The organism is Chitinophagales bacterium (assembly GCA_020636535.1).
Classification (GTDB): domain Bacteria; phylum Bacteroidota; class Bacteroidia; order Chitinophagales; family JADIYW01; genus JADJSS01.
Window position 1 is genome coordinate 45,027 of the sequence record JACJXT010000013.1, and the last position, 21,291, is coordinate 66,317.

The following is a 21,291-nucleotide window of genomic DNA, read 5'->3' on the forward strand; positions in this document are numbered from 1 at the left end:
TTTTATTTTCGTTTTTAATTTATTCTAAGTGCAAGGTTTACAAAGTAATTAATACCATATGCATAAGCATATCTGTTTTTAAATAAGTCGGTATTTTTAGTATCAAAATCAAATCGTAATTGCTCAAAAGCAGTTATTCTTAAATCTTTTCTGTTAGTTATATTATTAACGCCTACATTTAATACTAAATACATATCTTTCTTTAAATTACTAAATTGGTTTTTCAATCTCCAAGAATAACCAGCAAATAAATCTAGAGTGTAAGCTAGTTTACCATCGTTGATTCTTTCTTGGTCTACAATTGAGTTCCATTGTTCAGACGCATAAGGAACCAAATCTGTTGCTTCGTCTGTTCTTCTAACTGGAGAAAAATCTGCCCAAGTATCGTTAAAGAAGCTACTGGTTAAAGAAATAAACCAATATTTTGGAGAACGATAACTCAATCCAAGGGAATAAGCTTGTTGTGGTGTACCAGAAACTCTGAAATTTTTAGAGTAAATAGTTTGGTCTGCATCATAAATAGTTTGTGTATTATCTACATAAGTAGTTGCTTTCATTCTGTCGGTATAATAAAATCTACCAACAGCAGCGGCAACTGTAGCACTTATTCCTTTTGCAATATTGTATTCTAAACCAAATTCTCCACCAAAATGTACTTCATCTATGTTAGTTATAGCTATATTTCCGAATGAATTATACCTTTCATCATAAAAAGATTTTACTTTAGATACATCATTTAATCCAGAATAATAACCAGATGCTTTTAATTTTACTTTAGGTGTATTTAGTGTATACGATAAATCTACTGAATAATCTGTTTCATTTTGAGGGTTATCTATAATAAAATCTCTAGTTCTTGCAGATACAAATACATTTTGATAATAAGGTGCTTTTGTTTGATAAATAGCATTTACTGAAATATAGTTTCTTCCGTTAATTTTATAAGTAGCACCACCTTTTACAGAGTAGTTATGAAAATTAACTACTGCTGATTTTCCTTTAGAGTTATCTGGAAACAAACCACTTTTAAAGTAGCCATTTCTAAAAAATCTAGTATTACTAAATTCTCCAGCTACATAAATATCAAATTTATTAAAGCGTTTTACTACTTGTCCCCAAACAGATACATCTTGATTTACAATATCATAATCGTAGGAATATTTATCACCTTCTTTTACGATAAAAGATGGATCATCTAAATTAAATACTGCTGCATTTTCGTTATCAGGAAAATCTCTTTCTCCAAATTGATTTTTATTTAAGAAGAAATCGCCACCTAATAAATCTTTTACTTCTCTGTAGTAATGAGATTTTTGGAATTGATACACCAATCCAGCAGAGATATCTACATCTTTTTTAAGATTAACATTAAAAACAGAATTGAAATTAGCTCTTTGAATATCTTGAACATAATTTGCTAAAATATAAGAAGACTGATTGCCAATTATGATATCTCCATTTCTATCTACAAAAGTGTCCATAGTTAAAGTATTGTCTTCATAGAATTTATTCCAATTTACTTGTAATACTTCAGGATGGTCTTTAATGTATTGTGTAGCTTGTTCAACAGTCATATCACTATAATTACCTGCTGCTGCATAAGAAGGTAAGTTTCTATAGTAATCTGGTCTTGGATCATAGGCATTATACCAATCTATGCCAGTTACAATTCTATGACCAAAAGAGTAAGCTGCACTTGTATTTAGATTGATATTTTCTTTAATATCCCAATCGTGATTTAAAATAAAAGTTGGTTGATGATTATACTCAACTTTGGCATTTCTTTTCTCACCTTCTTGGTAACCCCAATTTGGATTATAGTAATTACTACCTGCTAAATCGTATACTTCTTGCATTACTGGCGTTGCTTTACCTCTTTTAACAGGAGCACCAAATGTAGTTAAGCTTAAAGAGTGTTTTTTTAATACTTTTTCTATCGAAGCAAAATAAGATATACCTTGATAATTAGTACCATCAATATATCCTTCTTTAGCCCATCTTCCAGAAACAGAAGCAGAAAATGCCCAATTCTTTTTAGTTAAACCAGAACCATAAGTTAGCATTAGTCTATTTCTATAAGAACGATTTGTTGCAGAGTAAGTTATAGATAGTTGTTTTCTTTGTTTAGAAGCTCTTGTATCTAAAGCAAATGCTCCACCTAATCCAGAGTAAGTAAATGTAGTAGGTTTTATACCGATAACATTCTCTCTGTTTCTAGTAACATCATTTAATCCACTATATAAAGAATAAGCACCATAGCCATTTTCTATATAATCTAAAGGTACGCCGTTAACTAAAGTTTTCCATTGGTCGTTATCATAACCACGAATTTTAAAACGCATAGAACCCCAAGAAAAAATGGCTGCTGAATAAAATGGATCTCTAGAAGCTCCTAGTAGAGAGGAAATGTTTTGGTCACCCATGGCAGAACCACCTAACTCTGACTCATCTAGTGTAATAATAGGAATGTCTTTTAAGTTGGCGATGCTTTGATCTTCTAGTGCAAATGAATCGACTGCACTAGTTGCAGTAGTTTGTACTGCTTCTTGTTCTTGAGCTGAAACCGATAGTATTGGCATCAAAATCAAGAAAAAGAGAACGATTTTTATTTTTTTCATAAAATTGGTATTCTATTTGATGTGTAAAAGTAAAACTAATTTTGGTTCAAATATAGTAACAAAAATTAACGCATGGTTAAAATACTGTGTAAGTATTTTCCACAACAATTTTTGTGTTAACTTTGAAGTGTATGAAAAAATTAAATGTATTTCTTGTTTTATTGCTTTTTAGTATTATTGGTTTTGCAGAGCAAAGTCAGTATAAAGTAATTAGTGTTGGTTTTTACAACTGTGAAAACTTGTTTGATACCATAGACCAACTTAATGTACAAGATGAAGAGTTTACGCCAAATGGAGATAAACACTATACTGGAGATATTTATTGGGATAAGATTAGTAAATTGTCTGATGTAATTTCTTTGATAGGAACAGAGTATAGCAAAGAAGGTGTTGCATTATTAGGTGTTGCCGAAATTGAAAATAGAGATGTGTTGATAGATTTAGCTAATTCTGAAAAATTAAAAGATAGAAATTACCAAATTATACATTATGATGGTCCGTATTATAGAGGTGTTGATTGTGCATTATTTTATAATCCGAAGTATTTTAAGCCAATTAGCAGTCATCCCATTACTGTAGATTTAAGCAAAGTGATTGAAAATGCATATACCACTAGAGATATTTTATATGTAAAAGGATTACTAGATGGTGAAGAAGTGCATGTATTTGTAAATCACTGGCCATCGAGAAGAGGCGGCGAAGAAGCTTCTGCTCCTTTAAGAAATTATGCTGCTCAATTGTGTAAAAATGCAATTGATTCTATTTATAAGGAAAATAAAAATGCTAAAATTATTTTAATGGGCGATTTAAATGACAATCCAACTAATGAGTGTATGACCAAAGTTTTAGCTTGTAAAGACAAACAGGAAAAAACTGCTAGTGATGGTATGTATAATCCTTGGGTAGATTTTTACAAAAAAGGTATTGGTACTACTGCCTATAGAGATTCTTGGAGTTTATTTGACCAAATTGTAGTATCTGGAAACTACTTAACAAAAAACAACAGTAGTAACGGTTACTTTTATCATAAAGCACAAATTATAAATGAACCTTTTATGATACAAAAAACTGGACAGTATAAAGGTTATCCTAAACGAACTTGGGATTGGGCATTATATAATGGTGGTTATAGCGATCACTTTCCTACTTGTATCTATTTATTGAAAAAGATGTGATAGTTTTAGTTTGATATTTAAAAGTATTATTTACCTTTTTATATAAAAATTTTTCTCAAAATAAAAACTACTTCTTCAGCTTTCTAGTAAAGTCTTCTAGTATGGTTCTTACTGGCTCGCTCCACCATTGCTGTTGAAACAATTGCATTTCTGCTTCGCTTATACTATGAATACTTTGCAACAAATCTTTTCGCATTTGTCGTTTTGTAGCTCGCCAACCATTTTGTTCGTAAGAAAAATATTGTAGCAATTTTACTTTTGCTTGATGTAATACTTCGTTTGCATCAACTACTTCATCTACCAAACCAATTGCTTTAGCATGTTCTGGACTATATAATTTTCCTTCCAATAAATACTGATACGCTGTTCTTTGTCCTAGCCAAAAACTGTACAAATCAAAAACTGGTTTAGGCACTATAATACCAACAGGAATTTCGTTCAATCCAATTTTATAATTGCCTTCAGCCATCACTCTATAATCGCAACCAATAGCAATAATACAACCACCAGCTGGTGCATGACCTGTAATACTAGCAATTAAAGGTTTGTTAAAAGCAATCAAATCAGCAATTAAATCCATAAAGTTTTGCCAAAAATCAGCAAATTGTTGTTCATTGTAATTGTACAATTCTGGTAAATCTAATCCAGCCGAAAAAAAGTTAGGTTTGCCATGAATAATAGCACCTAATACTTGTTCATTTGTTTGTGCTTCTTTTAAAGCCACTCTAAGTTCACTTACCAATTGATGATTCATTGGATTGGCACTTCCTCTATCTAATTGAATAACAGCTATTTGTTCTTCAATGTTTATTTTAATATACGCTAACATGTAACGCAAAGATAATAAATCAGCTATACCAATTTGATATATTGGTAAAATTGAAGTTTACTTTTGTTTTTACTTTTGTAGCAAACTGAAGAACAATGGATTTAAAAATTCCTGCATTAGGCAAAAAACGAATTGTAATTATTGGTGGTGGTTTTGGTGGAATTGAAATTGCAAAACGACTTAAAAACCAAGATATACAAGTGGTAATGTTAGACAAACACAACTATCATACTTTTCAACCATTATTGTATCAAGTAGCTACTGGTGGATTAGAGCCAGGTTCTATTGCATATCCATTGAGAAAGTTGTTACAAGAAATTCCCAATGCTATTTTTAGATTGGCAGATGTTTTATCTATTGATGCTGAAAATAATATTATTAAAACTGATATTGGCGATTTATCATACGACGAATTGATTATTGCTACAGGAAGTACGACTAACTTCTTTAAATTTCCACAAGAAGTAGCGTCTAAGATGATGCAAATGAAAGACATTCCACAAGCATTGGATTTAAGAAGTTTTATATTAGAAAATTTTGAAGAAGCACTGCTTACAGAAAACGAAGAGGAGAAACATCGTTTAATGAATATTGCAATTGTTGGTGGTGGACCTACTGGTGTTGAATTGGCTGGTGCATTGGGCGAAATGAGAAGAAGTATTTTGCCGAAAGATTATCCTGAATTGGATTTTAGAAAAATGCAAATTCATCTTTTTGAAGCTGGCGACAGAGTTTTAGGTGCTATGAGTAAAGAAAACTCGGATAAAGCACTAGCATACATTAAAGATTTTGGTGTAAATGTTTGGCTCAATACTATTGTTACTGGATATGATGGGAAAAACATTCAGCTAAACAATGGTAAGTCTGTAACAACAGATACTGTTATTTGGACAGCTGGTGTTAAAGGCAAACCTATTGAAGGTTTAAAACACGATGTTATTAATGGTGGAAGCAGATATGAAATAGATGAATATTGCAAAGTAAAAGGTTATGATAATATTTATGCTATTGGCGATGTTGCTTGTATGACTTCAGAGGAAAATCCAAAAGGACATCCAATGGTTGCTCCAGTTGCTATTCAGCAAGGAGAATTGGTCGCTAAAAATATTATTAATACCATTAAAGGCAAACCAATCAAAGCATTTAGCTATTTTGATAAAGGATCAATGGCTACTGTAGGAAGAAACAAAGCAGTTATGGAAGCCAAAAATATTAAAATGGGTGGTTTTATTGCTTGGATTGCTTGGTTGTTTGTGCATGTTATTACGCTAGTTGGCTTTAGAAATAAATTAGTAGTTGTAATGGGTTGGATATATAATTATTTTACATATGATAGAACTCTTCGACTAATTATTAGACCATACCGACACAAAGAAAGAGAAGAAATACATTAAACCCAAATTACACATTAGGTATTTTTTATACCATGAGTTCCACACATGGTTACTCAAATTGAAGTATTTCATACTTCTTGTTCTAAATAGGGGCATAATACTGAAAAATAGTTGGTGTATTGTATCAAGAGTACTATAAATAAAGGTTAAACTAGATATTTTATGAAATGTATTTCATAAAATATTTTCTTTGTTAAAAAATGGCAAAAAAAAGCGATGTTGGAGCTGTAGTAGTTTAGATGTAATATGCTGGGGCAAACAACAAAACAAGCAAAGATTTAAGTGTAAAAACTGTGGCATATTATTCACAAGGAATAGACCAGAACAAAAAATAAAGAACCGATTCATATGGTTCAAGAAATGGATAATAGAAAGACAAACCTACAACACATTATGTAGAGATAGTGGTTATTCAAAAGACACCTTACAAAGAACCTTTTATAAAATTTTAGAGCGTTCGCCCACGGTTAAAATCATAAAAAGAGAACAAGTTAATCTTAGAGTGGACGGTACTTATTTTGCACAGTTCTGTTTAATAGCTTATCAAGATAATCTTGATGGCTATACACAACTTATCCGTTTTTCAGATGGAGAGCATTTTGAAGAGATTAAGGAAGATTTAAGTAATTTAATACACTTAGGCATTAAATTAGAAAGTATTACCTCAGATGGTGCTAAAAGTATATTAAAAGCAATTAAACATACTGACAGTAATATAGTTATACAAAGATGCTTGGTACATATTCAACGAATGTGCTTACTATGGCTTACTAAATACCCTAAACACATAGCAGGACAAGAACTTAGAAAACATATTTTGCTATTACTCAAAATAGAAACACAGAATGATAAAATATGGTGGACAAGAGAGTTAAAGCTATGGTATGAAAGACACAAAGACTATCTTAATGAAAAGACTATTAACTTAGAAACTAGAAGGTATTGGTATACTCATAAACTACTAAGAAGATCCTACTTCTCAATAAAAAGAGCATTGCCTAATATGTTTCACTATTTAGAAAATCCAAAAATACCAAGAACAACAAATGGAATTGAAGGTTATTTTAGCCATCTAAAAAATCATCTTGATTTGCACAGAGGTTTGACTTTAAAAAATAGAATAAATTTCATCAAATGGTATGTGTATTTATCTAATGAAAAATAGAGTTTTTTTAGCCATCAAGTATACCAAAAAATGAAAAAGGTTGATAGTTATCTATCAACCCATTTTTTGTATATACATTAATCCTATTGCTAAAAAGTTGGTCTCCACCAGTGCTTTTATCCTCTTCAGATTAACTGGAGAAAGCTAAACATTATTTTTGTCAAATGCACCAACTATTTTTCAGTACATTACCTAAATAGGTAGTGCGTAGTACTTCAACTTTATTAGCACTAACTTTTAAGTAGTAAAGCATGACATAGCTACGCAACCTTAAAAATAAATATAATGAAAACCTATTTTTCCTAATGCGTAATTTGGGTTAAAAAGTATATTTTACAATACTATATTTTGTATACAATTCAAACTTGAATAAAAATACAATACTAATTGACACTATATTTAGTAACTAATGCTTTTTATTATTTCATTTATATTATTGTCTTTTACAAGTATTTCACCTTCTTGATTAATTAAATAGAAATTTGGATTGCTATGAATATTTATATGATTTCTAAATTCTTCTATATCTCCATTTACTTCGCAGTTGGTAAATGATTGTAGTTGAGCTTTACCTATAAAGCTTTGGATTGTTTCTTTTGTACGAATAGCATTAACTACAGTAATCACTTGTAAGTTTGAATAAGATGCTAATATACTTTTTAAATTATTGGCAACAACTGGCACTTTTTCTTTGCAATGAGAACATTCTGGATCATAGAAAATAACAAAAGTGTATTTTTTTAATTGTATCAAATCATAGAATGTAGTTTCATTTTGAGTATCAAATATTTTCAAATTAAAGTTTGGCAATATTGTTCCTACTTGATTTTCTTGTATTTTATCTCTATAATCTGTTACTTTTTTGTATAACTCTTTTTGTGTTTGAAAACAGTAATTTTTCACCAAATACTCATTTACTAGGTAATTATAAGCATCGGTTAATTTATATTTTTCATTATAATAATATATATTCTTAACCAACCAATCTATATAAAAAGAAAAGTTAGCATCATTACAATTTAACTTAGTAAGTAATATATCTTCTGCTTTAATATAATTTTTTACATTGATTGGTCGTAGTGAAACAAAGTCATATAATTTATTATAAATATTAGGTAAGAGTTGTATTCGTTTATCCAAAACATCAATAGAATTGAAGTATTTGTTTTGAAATTCTATTATTGCGGAATCTTGTTTAGGTACTTCATTGAACGCTAATAATTCTACTTTACTAAAAATTGCCAATATACTTTGTGGATATTCACTGATAAAATTATTAAGCATTGTAATTCTATCTTGCTTAACAAGTGTATTATTTTGATATTTAATAAAATTACTATTGATACTATTTTTACTAATACTATTTTTTATATCGTTTAATGGAATTTCTAAATCAACTATTGCTCCATTATCTATTGCTAGATTGATGTACTCTTTTTTATCTGCATTATTAAATGCTACTCTATAAATAGCTCCTTTTATATTTTGAGATTGAGTTATTTCGCCAATACCATTCGTAATTTTCAAAGTATCTACTGTAAAAAACTTAGCATTGGTACCTACATAATAACTTAAGACCATAGTAGTATCTGCTGCTGGAATAGTTTTAACCTTAATACTATAACCATTTTGAGCATATCCTACATTAAAAGAAAAAATTACATACAGTATAAATATACATATATTTTTCATACCAATACTATCTATTCACATAGTGCTTTAACACTTCTAAATATTCTATTGAACTTAATGCGTTCTGGAAAAGATTCAAAATTATTCATAGAGAAGAACACAAATAATGGTTTACCTACAACATGGTCTTCTGGTACAAATCCCCAATATCTCGAATCTAAAGAGTTGTGTCGGTTATCTCCCATCATAAAATAATAGTCTTGCTTAAAGGTATAAGATGTAGCTGGTTGTCCGTTTATTAAAACCTGACTTCCGTTCATACTAATATCTTGTAATTCGTAGTCTTTTATAGTACTTGCATACAATACCAAATTTGTAGTATCTAATGGAATAGTCATGCCTTTTTTAGGAACAGTTAAAGGTCCAAAATCATCTGTTGTCCATTGAAAATAATTTATATTATGAGGAAATACACTATTTAAGTCAATATATTTACTCATATCTGTCGGCTTGATAGAAGTAACATTGGGCATCTTTTTCAATGCGTCGTACTGTGTATCTGTCAATAATATTTCTAACTCAGGACTGGTATTAATATAATTTAGAAAATCAGCATACAAATTATCTAAAGGAGCAACTGGTCTTCCCATACCATCGGCGTATGGTCTAGTAAAAAAGTCATTGTACCAATTAATTTCTAAATCTTTAAATATTTCTGGCGATATTTTATTCTCATTAGTAATCACGGTATAAGCATATTGTTTATTTTTATACTGTGGTTGTTTTTCACCATTAACATATAAATATCTGTCTTTTACTTCTAAGGTCTCTCCTGCTATGGCAACACATCGTTTTACATAATTCTCTCTTTTGTCTATTGGTCGGTCTGGAAAATCATAAGCATCACCTGGATAATTAAACACCACGACATCGCCTCTTTTGATTGTAGTAAAACCTGGTAATCTGTGATATCCTAATTGTATAATTTTAGAGTACGCTTTACCTAAATTAAATGGCATGGTATGGTGTGCAAACGGAAATGCAATTGGCGTCATTGGTACTCTTGCACCATAACTCATTTTGCTTACAAATAAAAAATCGCCTGCTAAAAGTGAACCTTCCATAGATGTTGTAGGAATTTTATATGCTTCTATAGCAAACATTCTTACAAAAGTTGCGGCTACTACTGCAAACACTATAGCATCTGACCATTCTCTTAGTGTACTTCGTTTTGGTTTATTGCCATCTTTGTAAATTGGTCCTATATATTTTGTGGTTTTATCAAATCCTATGATTGGGAAATAGATATAACCGAAAAAAGTTACTGCTAATACTTGCCAAAATTTGGTTTTACCAAAACAAGTGAGTGTATCGGTTATCCAAGTTAGTGAAAAAATAAAGTTGACATATGGTATTAAACCCCAAAAAGCTTTATTTGGATTTTTGCCTAGTATTTCTAACCAAGTTTTGTCTTGAAGAAATGGTATTAATGTATGAATTGGATTTTTACCTGCTTTTTTGAAAATTCCCCATAAGGAAACATGTAAAATATAATATATAAAATAAAATAGTAAAACACTTAGCATCTTCTTTAAAATTTATGCTAAGATAGCTTTCTTTGGTGGAAAAATTTCTAAAATATTTCTATAGTAGAGTAAAACGCTATTAAGATTTGTTAATTTGCAATGATTGGTGTTTTACTATACGCAGCGTCCTCTTCGAGAGACGCTGCTTGGAATAAAATGCTAAAAATCTTAAAACTCGCTTCGCTCAAACAGTAATATTTTTTACGCTTTTTTATTTGTTCTCTCTAAATTTATTGTAGGTCGTTTTTGAATACCACAAAAAACAAGCTTATGAAAACTAAATTTATTATAGGTTGTTATATTAACTAATTAGAGATTCTTCGCTTCGCTCAGAATGATGCAATTTATTCTAAATAGATTGCATCATTTTTTCGTTCCTCAAAAATTCGCAATGATTTCTGTAATTCACATTATTATAAAAATAATTTATTTTGAATTAAATCCTAATACATCGTCCATGGTAAAGATGCCTTTTTTACCTACGAGCCACTTGGCTGCTAGTAATGCTCCACTAGCAAAACCTTTTCTACTGTGTGCTGTATGCTTTAGTTCGATATCGTCAATCTCACTAGCATAAATGACCGTATGTGTGCCTGGAACATTTGGTTCTCTCAATGAAATAATATCTAAATTATTCGTATCATTAGATTGCTCATTTTTCCAAGTCATTTTTCTATCTAAATGTTTAATGATATCTAAACCAGCAAAAAGTGCTGTACCACTTGGTGCATCTTTTTTTTCTGTGTGATGAATTTCTTCCATAGTTACATTATATTCTGCATGCTGATTCATAATTTTTGCTAGCTGTCGGTTCATCTCAAAAAAGATATTGACACCTATAGAAAAGTTTGGCGAATGCAATAATGATTTATTCTCATTGATGACTCTTTCTTGAATGATTGGCAATTCATCTAACCAACCTGTGCTACCAATTACTACTGGCACATTGGCATCTAAACACCAATTAATATTGCCTACAGCTGTATGTGGTGATGTAAATTCTATAGCAACATCTACTGCTTGCAATTGTTCTATAGTAATTTCGTTTCTGTTATCAATATCAATGATTAAAGCTATTTCACAGTCGTTACTAGCATTTGCAATTTCGTGAATGGCTTTTCCCATTTTTCCATATCCTATTAAAGCTATTTTTGTCATATCATTTAAAATTAAATTTAATATTTATACCTGTTACCATTTGTTCGTTTTGTAAACCAATTTTTGGTGTAATCTTCATGGTTAAATCATCAGAAATATCGAAACCTTGCATATGTGCATCTACAGCTGCATCTACAATGCTTAAACCCCAAACAAAAAAAGTTGCAAAAGCTGCTAGTTGTGTGTTTTTTCTATAGTTATCTCTATAATATATAATTTCGCTTTTACTATAAGCTGCAATATTTGTTGGTAAATTGCCTCCATTTTCTTTAGCAACAATATAGCCATTGTATTGTTTTAATTGCTTTGCTTGTCGTGCTAACCAAAAGATAGTGCCAGCCATTGCTCCGTAAACAATAGGTAGTTTCCAGTATTTTTTATTGTAAATCTGACCTAGTCCTGGACAAGCTAATGCTAGTAATGCTGCTTTTTTTGGACTGTTTGGTATGCTATCGAATATTTTTAATTTTTTCTTATTGTTTATATTTATATTAGATTCTAACAAAGTATCTGTTTGAACTAGACTTAGTGAATCTTTAAAAAATTTTGTTTTAAATTTCTTTTGAGTAAAGCTATCTAGCTCGCTAAAATTACTATCTATACTACTTATTATAGTACTACTATCAATATTATTTGCACTAATTTGAGCTTTGCTTATATTAAACAATAAAAATAGTATAATAAATAAACTAAAGCATCGGCACATTTTAATAATCTTCTTGCTCTAAGATATCTAAAATTCTATTTAAATCGGATGAAGAATAAAAAGGAATTACAATTTCGCCTTTATCTTCTTTGCCTTTTTTAATTTTTACTTTGGTTTCTAAAACATCCATTAGTCGCTGTTCTATTTTTTTATAAGCAACAGGCAAGTCTTTATTGTCTTTTACTTCTTTTTTAGTGGTAGTTGGTTTATTGCCTACTAGTTTTGCTAATTCTTCTGTTTTTCTAACTGATAATGATTTAGCATTAATTTCTTGTAAAATATATAATTGTTTTTCTACTTCTGGAACATTAATAATGGCTCTTGCGTGTCCCATAGAAATTACATTATGACTCAATGCTTTTTGAATTTCTGGTGGCAACTTCAACAATCTTAAATAGTTGGTTACTGTAGAACGATTTTTTCCTAGTCTATCACCTAGATTTTCGTGAGTTAATTCGCATTCATCTATTAATCGTTGATAAGTTAGTGCTACTTCAATTGCATTTAAATCTTCTCTTTGAATATTTTCAATCAACGCAATTTCAACTACTTCTTGGTCGTTTGCTGTTCTAACATAAGCAGGAATTTCAGTCAGTCCAGCCATTTTAGATGCTCTTAATCTTCTTTCACCAGCAATTAATTGATATTTTTTCTGACCAATTTTTCTAACAGTAATTGGTTGAATTACTCCATGTACTTTGATTGAGTTAGCTAAATCTTCTAAGGCATCTTGATTAAATTCATTTCTTGGTTGAAATGGATTGACTTCAATTTGTTCTAGTGGAATTTGTGGAACAGTGTTAACAATAGAGTCGTCATTTTGTGTATTGATTTTAAGTACTTCGGTATCTTCATCAATATCAGACAATAAAGCTCTGATACCTTTACCTAGTGCTTGTTTTTTTTTATTTACAGTAGACATATTAGTTCAAATTTTCTTTTGCAATGATTTTATCTTCGGTGGCAATAGCTGTTAAATTGTTGTTTTGTAGAATTTCTCTTGCTAAATTCAAATAGTTTACTGCACCTTTACTTTCTGCATCGTACATAATAATAGGTTGTCTTAAACTTTGAGCTTCGCCAAGTCTTGTGTTTCTATGTATAATTGTATTGAACACATTGTTTTCAAATCTTCGTTTTACTTCGCTTACTACTTGGTTCGATAAGTTTAATCGTTGGTCGTACATAGTTAGTAAAATACCTTCAATTTCTAAATCGGTATTTAATCGAGATTGAACAATACGAATGGTATTTAATAATTTACCTAGACCTTCTAGTGCAAAATACTCACATTGCACTGGAACTATAACACTATCAGATGCTGTTAATGCATTTACGGTAATTAAACCTAAAGATGGTGAGCAATCGATGATGATAAAATCGTAGTCGTTTTTTATAGGTTCAATTACACCTTTTAATATATTTTCTCTACTTGGATGATTGATTAACTCAATTTCTGCACCAACTAAATCAAGATGAGCTGGTAAAAGATATAAGTTTGGTGTATCGGTTTCCAAAATAATATCAGCAGCTTTCTTTTCTTCGATTAGACATTCGTACAAACTCACTTTTATTTGTCTAGGATCAAAGCCACAACCACTAGTACTGTTTGCTTGTGGATCGGCATCAATGATTAGCGTTTTTTGTTCTAAAACAGCTAAACTCGCAGCTAAATTTATAGCAGTTGTTGTTTTACCAACTCCACCTTTTTGATTGGCTATACTTATTATCTTACTCATATTTAAATTTCTATCGTTATACCAATTTTTGGTAATATTAATTCTATATTGGCTGCTTGAAACTTTTCTTTTGCTTCTTGATGATTGATTACAATGTAAGGAAAAGTATCGAAATGCACGCCTATTACTTTATTGACTTTGCATAGTTTTGCAGCAGCAATGGCATCATCAATGTCCATAGTAAAGTTATCGCCAATTGGTAAAATGGCAAAGTTAAGCTTTGCAAAATCTGGAATTAACTGCATATCTAATGTTAAAGCCGTATCTCCTGCATAGTAAAAATTACCAAATTCATCATTTTTCACTACAAAACCCATTGGATTTCCACCATATGAACCATCTGGCAAACCAGAAGAGTGAATGGCAGACACACATTTTATAGTACCAAAATCAGTTGACCATTTTCCACCAGTGTTCATAGGTCTGAAATTGTTTAGTCCTTGTTTGGCTAACCATTCATAAATTTCAAAAGCACAAATGATAGTCGCATTGGTTTGTTTTGCTATAGCAACTGCATCTGCAATATGATCGGCATGTGCATGAGAAATAGCTATATAATCGCATGAAATAGTAGTAATATCTATATTTTTAGCCAATTCGTTTGGTGTAATAAATGGATCAAACAAAATTGTTTTTTGATTAATGGTTACAGCAAAACAAGAATGACCGTAGTATGAAAATTGCATAATTTATAAAATTGAACTGCTTAAAAAATAATGTTTCACGCTTCAAAAATATAGTTTAAATTGCAGATGTTTTAGGCAAGTTTTCCAAGAATTACAAACATTTTATGTGGATAATAGAAAATAAATTGTTAATTGTTTGATTAGTAGTAAGTAGTAAGACTTTTTGTAGTAAGACTTATAATTAGGTGTTAGATTAACAGAGTCAAGATATTAGATTTAGATGGCTTTATTATTATCTTTAACATTTAGAAGATGCAACAAAAAAGAGAATATAACAATTATTATTTAACTATTGATTTTATAAGTGCCTTATTGGCTTGGTTGCTTTTTTTTACTACTAGGAAGTTTCTTATTGAGCAGGAAGTGATTTCTACACTTATCTATAAAGATATTAAGTTATTGTTTGGCATTGTTCTTATTCCTTGTTTTTGGTTGCTCTTATATTATTGTAGCAACGACTATTATCATGTGCTTAGAAAAAATATTAGTGTTATTCTATTTAAAACATTGTTTCAATCGATAGTTGGTTGTTTTATTTTGTTCTTTATTTTAATGCTGAATGATAAAATTCACTCTTATAAAGATTACTATATTTTATATTTTATTTATCTTGGAATACATTATAGCATTACACTTATTTTTAGAATTGTTCTATTTAAATATTTCCACTATTTAATCAAACAAAAAAAGATACAACTACATGCATTGGTTATTGGTGATGCTATTGCTTGTGACAATTTAATTGCCTCTGAACAACAACAAACTGCATTATACGCTTTTAAAAAGTTGATTTTAGATGACAACAAAGTTATTAACACTATTGATATTCAGAACAATGATAGTATTTTCTTTGCTATTCCAATAAATGCGATAAATGATGTTAATCGCACTATTATAGATGCACTAGTTCATAATGTTGATGTTTACTTACGAGCCGATGATATTAATTTTTTGACTGGAAAATTTAAAACCGATAATGTTTTAGGTTCAGATATGATTGCTATTGACAGTCAGTATTTAAAACCATATCAAGCAATGAGTAAAAGATTGTTTGACATTGTAATATCACTATTATCATTGCCTTTTTTATTATTTATAATATTTCCAATAATTTCTTTTTTAATAAAAAAAGATTCTAAAGGCAACATTTTCTATACACAAGAAAGAATTGGCAAAAACGGAAAACCTTTTCGTATCTTAAAATTTAGAACTATGATTGAAAATGCAGAAGCAACCACACCAATGCTTACTGCTAATAATGACGATAGGATTACAACTATTGGAAAATTTCTTAGAAAGTTTAGAATTGATGAACTACCACAACTCATCAATGTTTTTATTGGAGATATGTCTTTAGTTGGACCACGACCAGAGCGACAGTTTTATATCAATCAAATAAAAGATCAAATGCCACATTATAGTTTACTACAAAAAATAAAACCTGGTATTACTTCGCTTGGTATGGTAAAATTTGGATATGCCAATACTATTGCATCTATGATTCAAAGAGCCAAATACGATTTAATTTATTTAGATAATATTAGTTTACTATTAGATATAAAAATTATATTCTATACTATCAATACTGTTATAAAAGGAAAAGGAAAATGATATTTTAAAATAGATACTAAAATAGATTCAGCATCTATTGAAAACTTATTTTCCAAAGATATGCTTAGCCATGCTCATTGCTTCTATAAATTGTTCTTTATCTAAGTTGTGCAGCACGCCTTTTTGTTCAAAAAAAGCCAATAAATTTTCGGTAGGCATATTTCCTGTTAGTTTATCTTTTGCCATTGGGCAGCCACCAAAACCTTTTATTGCACCATCAAATCTGTTACAACCAACTTCCCAAGCAGCATTCACTTTTTCTTCCCAAGTATTTGGTGTAGTATGAAAATGTGCACCAAAACCAATTTTAGGAAAATTTTCGTTTAGCTGACTAAATAAATCGTGAATTAAACTTGGCGTAGCAACACCAATAGTATCAGAAATTGAAAACTTAGTAATACCCATTTCAATTAATGTATCAATCCAATGTTCTACTAAGCTTATATCATACATATCGCCATATGGATTTCCAAAAGCCATAGAAATATATACTACAAATTCTTTCCCATTAATTTCACAAATATTCTTTATTTCATCAACTCTTGATAAAGATTCTTCGAAACCACAATTGGTATTTCTTTTTTGAAAAGTTTCTGACACAGAAAATGGATAACCAATATATGTAATTGCATCTAATTTAGTAGCTTCCTCTGCTCCTCTACTATTAGCAACAATAACAGAAATAGCAGTATCTGTTTCACTTAAATCTAATTGGCTAATTACTTCAAATGTATCTTTCATTTGTGGAATAGCTTTCTCCGACACAAAGCTACCAGCATCTAATGTATCAAAACCTACTTTTAGCAACTGATTGAGATAAGCTATTTTTTCTTTTGTAGGAATAAATTGAGTAATTCCTTGCATAGCATCTCTAGGGCATTCTACGATTTTTACTTGTTTCATAATTACAAAATTAATAAAAAAGGGATAGTACTAAACACTATCCCTTTCAAATTTATATGCTGTTTGAATTATTGCACTACTATTGTATGCGTTGCAACACCTTCATCATTTGACAACTTAATAAAGTATGTACCTTTTGCAATATTGGATAAACTAATATGCTTATGATTTTTACCCGCTTGTAATTGAATTGGTTCTGATAAAAATACTTGACCAATACTATTATATACTTCCAACTGATATTTAGTCGATTTTTCAACGGTTAAATACATATCAAAAATACCATTATTTGGATTTGGCATAATAGCAAATTCAACTGCTAATTTATTATTGATGATTGGTGTATTATTAATAGCCACTGAATTAGAAAATACAGATTCACAAGTTCCATCTGAAATTTTTACTGTAAATATTCCAACTGTATCTACTGGAAGACTAGTAGTTGATGTTGAAGTATAATAAATGTCATTTAAATACCAATTGTAATTTGAACCAGTTGCGCCACTTATAAATATAGTATCATTTGTGACATTTGCAGTTATAGTTCCAGCACTTGGTAATGCATTTACTGTAACAGTAGCTGTAGCAGTACCACTACATTTATTAGTAGTACCTGTAACTACATAAGCAGTACTTGTATTCGGATTAACAGAAATGGTATTTCCTGTTTCAGAAGTATTCCAAGTGTATGTTGTAGCACCACTTGCAGTTAATGTTGTAGATTGACCAGCACAAATAAAAGGACTATTAACTGTTACAGTTGGAATTGTAGTATTTACTGAAACAGTAATTGTAGTATCGCCAACTAAAGTAGGACAACCAGTTAGAGAGCCACTTACAGTATAAACTGAATCTGCTGTTGGTGAAACTGTAATTGAGTTAGTTGTTTCACCAGTACTCCATGTATAGTTATTAGCACCAGAAGCTGTAAGTGTGATACTTTGACCAACACAAATTAAGTTACCACTTTCGTTACTCGTAGTAGTAATAGTAGGTGCAGTTGTAGTTACAGTAACTGTAGCTGTAACAGAATCAGAAGGACAACCATCTGTAGAACCTGCCACTTTATAACTTGTAGTACTTGTTGGTGATACGGAAATTGAAGTTGTAGCTGCACCAGTTGACCAATTATAAGTTGATGCACCACTTGCAGTTAAAGTAACAGATTGACCACTACATATAGTAGCATTATTAACACTTACTACTGGTTTTGCTTTAACTGTTACAATTACTGAATCTATATTAGTACAACCATTAGTAGTACCAGTTACAAAATATGTAGTTGTTGCACTTGGTTGAACATTTTCGGAGTTTGTAGTACCTCCACTAGTCCATAAATAACTAACTGCTCCACTAGCTGTTAATGTAGTTGATTCTCCTTGACAAATAGCAACATCTGCACTAGCAAGTACAGCTGGCTTTGCATTAATAGTTATAAAAGCAGACTTTACAATAGAATCTGCATCTGAACTATTAGTAACTACTAATTTAACATTATATGTACCAGCACTTGCATAAGCATGCGTTGGATTGCTAGATGATGAAGTTGTACCGTCACCAAATGTCCACAACCAATTAGTAGGCGATCCAACTGTAGAATCTGAGAATGAAATAGCTTCACCTACACAAGCTATTAATTTACTGGCACCAAAATTAGCAGTTAAATCTAAATTACAAGCAGCTGGTAAGTCGAATGCTGCGGTTTGATCAGTATAACTAGAGCTACTACCTTGCAAAGCACTAGCACCCATACCTCTTCTAGCAAATGCTTGCCATATAAAACACTCATTTGCTTTACCGTATAAAATTGAGTCGGCCGCAAGAATTGCATTTCTACCATCAATAAAACCAGGTCTACAAGGTTGTAATTTCAATCCTTCTATAACCAATTTTATAGCAATATTATTTCCACCATTACCATTATACAGGTCATTATCATAACCATATTGATCTACTAAATTCCAATATAAATCCCATAATGTCGATGCCCAAATTTCTCCAATAGTATGTACTGGAGTAGCACCATCAGAATAAGGTTCAATACTAGCTAAATCTGCATATGTCCATGGATCAATAGACATATCATAAGAGTAAGGATAAGTTCTAATTCCTTCGCCATTAGCTTCTAAGCCACTAGCAAAGTTTCCAATACCTCTTGCTGTATATTTATTATCAGAAGGATTTTTAGTTAAAGCCAAAGCAAAGAAATCACTCCATCCTTCACCCATTTGTTCTGCATTATTTAGACAAGTATTAGAACTAGCCCCGCCTGTCAATCTTGTAGAAATACCATGACCATACTCGTGAGCAATAATACCATTATCTAAACTCCCATCTAAATCTAAACAATTATTACTGGATTCTCTAACCAAAGTTACTGTTGCTGTTGCTAAATTATCTCTAAGTTTTTGTCCTTCAGCATAAGTTACAAAAACTGCAGGAATTGTAACACTCCCAGCATTAGTTCCACCAGACATACCAATTAAAGAATCACCAGCTGTTTGTCTGTTAATTATAATGGCACCAATTGCACCTGCTAACTGAACAGCATAAACTTTTGCAGAGAAATCACAGCCACCTCTATCTATTAAAGCTATCTTTCCACTTATTTCTGATGAATTATTTACTGCTCCACATACATAAGAAGCTGGATAAGTTAAATCGGCGGTTGTAGCATTAGCAACAGCACCTGTTATATTATAAGAGCAAGGACCCCAATCTGATTGAGAACCATGAGGAATATCTCCTGCTATTGTAGATGGTGTATTATATGTTAATGTTGAAGGCGGTGTACCATTCCACATATACATTTGCATTCTAGATCTGTTAAAAGGAAAGTTTACTCCATCTGGAGAAGTATAGAAGTTAGCATTATCCATATTAGGTTCAGTTAAACTATAACCATCTTGGGCTTCAGCATAAACAAAATCATTCCCAAGTCCACCTTTACCATAATTATTTGATTGAAAATTACCAGCAGCTTCTGTAAAACCATATTGATAGAAAACATCATGCATGATATTATTCATATAAAATAAGTTAGTAACTGCTGCTTTTTGATTATCTCCACTATTCATTGCTGCATTAAAATTTAATGAGTAATTAAAAGTTAGCGTTGCACCTCCATCTGGAGATGAATTTGCGTCTGGACTATCATTATCATCAGCATCAACATAGGCATAAGCGTTGTTTCCTCGTGTAATAGTATATTCTGCTCCAGTTGCTCCGTTGGTATCGTGCCAACCATATGGTGAAGCAGTTGCATTATCTGGATTAGAGATTAAAACTCTTGGTCCGTATGTTGGTGACTCTGTTGTATATGGAAATACATTATAAGCACCTGCATTTGGATTGGCTACTGATTGTGTAGCATTGTTTGAGTTAATTACTTTGTAAGTATGTGAATGGTTACTGTGATTATCCTCTGCACTTTTAAATGATCCTTTGGGGAAAGAGCAATGAACCACTTGATCAATTTTTTCTACTATTTTTCCATTAGAAGCATCAATGAGAATATTCCATACATTATTATGATCATCACTAAACACATTTACTTTCCATGCTTTTACTAGTGATTTATTAGCATCATCGAAATAATAAATTTGTTCTGTATAAACAGGATACTTTGATAAGTTTTCAACTGGTTGATACTCTAAATTTTTCTTTACTGTCTTAATTTCTCCAATGTTCTTTTTATCAAGTGCTTTTGCTGAATATTGAATGGCACTTTTTGCAGTAACAACATCACTTTTAACTTGAGTAGCTTGAGTAGCTAAATCATTTACTTGGCTTGGTGTTGAATAGACTATTTTTCCATCTTTCATGTGAACACTTAGCTGACTATTATACAACTTTATACCATTATAAGTTTGACTGTAATAGTAGTGTGTTATACCAGTACTCTCATCAGTGAAACTACTTTCTAATACTAGATTGTCTATATCTTTATCTGATATATTTAAAACAGCTTTATTTTGTTTTAGTGTAGCAACTATATTTGTACTTTCTTTAGAAAAAGTAACTCCTACTAATAAAACTAAAATGATAGGTAAAATTCTTTTGATCATATATTATAATTTACTTGTTAAA

Annotated in this window: 15 protein-coding genes; 4 read left to right on the plus strand and 11 right to left on the minus strand. The window is 30.7% G+C overall.

The window, feature by feature from the left end; all coding sequences use genetic code 11:
* Positions 1-14: 14 nt before the first annotated feature.
* Positions 15-2,618 (minus strand): TonB-dependent receptor, encoded by a 2,604-nt coding sequence (locus tag H6553_12355; protein MCB9034623.1) that lies wholly within the window; start codon positions 2,616-2,618, stop codon positions 15-17.
* A gap of 131 nt (positions 2,619-2,749) precedes the next feature.
* On the opposite strand from H6553_12355, the gene H6553_12360 reads away from it, so the two are divergent.
* Positions 2,750-3,793 carry an endonuclease/exonuclease/phosphatase family protein gene (locus H6553_12360; GenBank protein MCB9034624.1) on the plus strand — a complete coding sequence of 348 codons (1,044 nt, stop codon included), beginning with the start codon at positions 2,750-2,752 and terminating at the stop codon, positions 3,791-3,793.
* A 67-nt stretch (positions 3,794-3,860) separates the two neighbouring features.
* Here H6553_12360 and H6553_12365 read toward each other — a convergent pair whose 3' ends face one another.
* Positions 3,861-4,622: an enoyl-CoA hydratase/isomerase family protein gene (locus tag H6553_12365; protein ID MCB9034625.1), complete on the minus strand. Its 762-nt coding sequence runs from the start codon at positions 4,620-4,622 to the stop codon at positions 3,861-3,863.
* Positions 4,623-4,717: 95 nt separating this feature from the next.
* Here H6553_12365 and H6553_12370 point away from each other — a divergent pair, with 95 nt between their 5' ends.
* Together H6553_12370 and H6553_12375 are read left to right on the plus strand one after the other, a co-directional pair.
* Positions 4,718-6,016 (plus strand): NAD(P)/FAD-dependent oxidoreductase, encoded by a 1,299-nt coding sequence (locus tag H6553_12370; GenBank protein ID MCB9034626.1) that lies wholly within the window; start codon positions 4,718-4,720, stop codon positions 6,014-6,016.
* 181 nt (positions 6,017-6,197) lie between these two features.
* On the plus strand, positions 6,198-7,181 hold the full coding sequence (locus H6553_12375) for a transposase (protein ID MCB9034627.1): 984 nt from the start codon (positions 6,198-6,200) through the stop codon (positions 7,179-7,181).
* A gap of 399 nt (positions 7,182-7,580) precedes the next feature.
* On the opposite strand, the gene H6553_12380 is transcribed toward H6553_12375, so the two are convergent.
* From H6553_12380 to H6553_12410, 7 genes are all read right to left on the minus strand, one after another.
* Positions 7,581-8,873, minus strand: a complete 1,293-nt coding sequence (locus tag H6553_12380) for a hypothetical protein (protein MCB9034628.1) — start codon at positions 8,871-8,873, stop codon at positions 7,581-7,583.
* An 11-nt stretch (positions 8,874-8,884) separates the two neighbouring features.
* Positions 8,885-10,399 carry a signal peptidase I gene (gene lepB / locus H6553_12385; GenBank protein ID MCB9034629.1) on the minus strand — a complete coding sequence of 505 codons (1,515 nt, stop codon included), beginning with the start codon at positions 10,397-10,399 and terminating at the stop codon, positions 8,885-8,887.
* 426 nt (positions 10,400-10,825) lie between these two features.
* Positions 10,826-11,557: a 4-hydroxy-tetrahydrodipicolinate reductase gene (gene dapB / locus H6553_12390; GenBank protein ID MCB9034630.1), complete on the minus strand. Its 732-nt coding sequence runs from the start codon at positions 11,555-11,557 to the stop codon at positions 10,826-10,828.
* 1 nt (position 11,558) lies between these two features.
* On the minus strand, positions 11,559-12,224 hold the full coding sequence (locus tag H6553_12395) for a hypothetical protein (protein ID MCB9034631.1): 666 nt from the start codon (positions 12,222-12,224) through the stop codon (positions 11,559-11,561).
* 40 nt (positions 12,225-12,264) lie between these two features.
* A complete protein-coding gene (locus H6553_12400) occupies positions 12,265-13,185 on the minus strand; it encodes a ParB/RepB/Spo0J family partition protein (GenBank protein MCB9034632.1) in 921 nt (306 codons plus the stop codon).
* 1 nt (position 13,186) lies between these two features.
* Positions 13,187-14,002, minus strand: a complete 816-nt coding sequence (locus tag H6553_12405) for a ParA family protein (GenBank protein ID MCB9034633.1) — start codon at positions 14,000-14,002, stop codon at positions 13,187-13,189.
* Between the two features lie 2 nt (positions 14,003-14,004).
* Positions 14,005-14,688: a metal-dependent hydrolase gene (locus H6553_12410; protein ID MCB9034634.1), complete on the minus strand. Its 684-nt coding sequence runs from the start codon at positions 14,686-14,688 to the stop codon at positions 14,005-14,007.
* 252 nt (positions 14,689-14,940) lie between these two features.
* On the opposite strand from H6553_12410, the gene H6553_12415 reads away from it, so the two are divergent.
* Complete coding sequence (locus H6553_12415; GenBank protein MCB9034635.1) at positions 14,941-16,299, plus strand: exopolysaccharide biosynthesis polyprenyl glycosylphosphotransferase; 1,359 nt, start codon at positions 14,941-14,943, stop codon at positions 16,297-16,299.
* A 45-nt stretch (positions 16,300-16,344) separates the two neighbouring features.
* On the opposite strand, the gene H6553_12420 is transcribed toward H6553_12415, so the two are convergent.
* Positions 16,345-17,202, minus strand: coding sequence for a hydroxymethylglutaryl-CoA lyase (locus H6553_12420; protein ID MCB9034636.1), 858 nt, complete (start codon positions 17,200-17,202; stop codon positions 16,345-16,347).
* Between the two features lie 68 nt (positions 17,203-17,270).
* The gene (locus H6553_12425; GenBank protein MCB9034637.1) at positions 17,271-21,269 is read right to left on the minus strand and encodes a M36 family metallopeptidase; all 3,999 of its coding nucleotides are present in this window, start codon (positions 21,267-21,269) and stop codon (positions 17,271-17,273) included.
* Between the last annotated feature and the right edge of the window lie 22 nt (positions 21,270-21,291).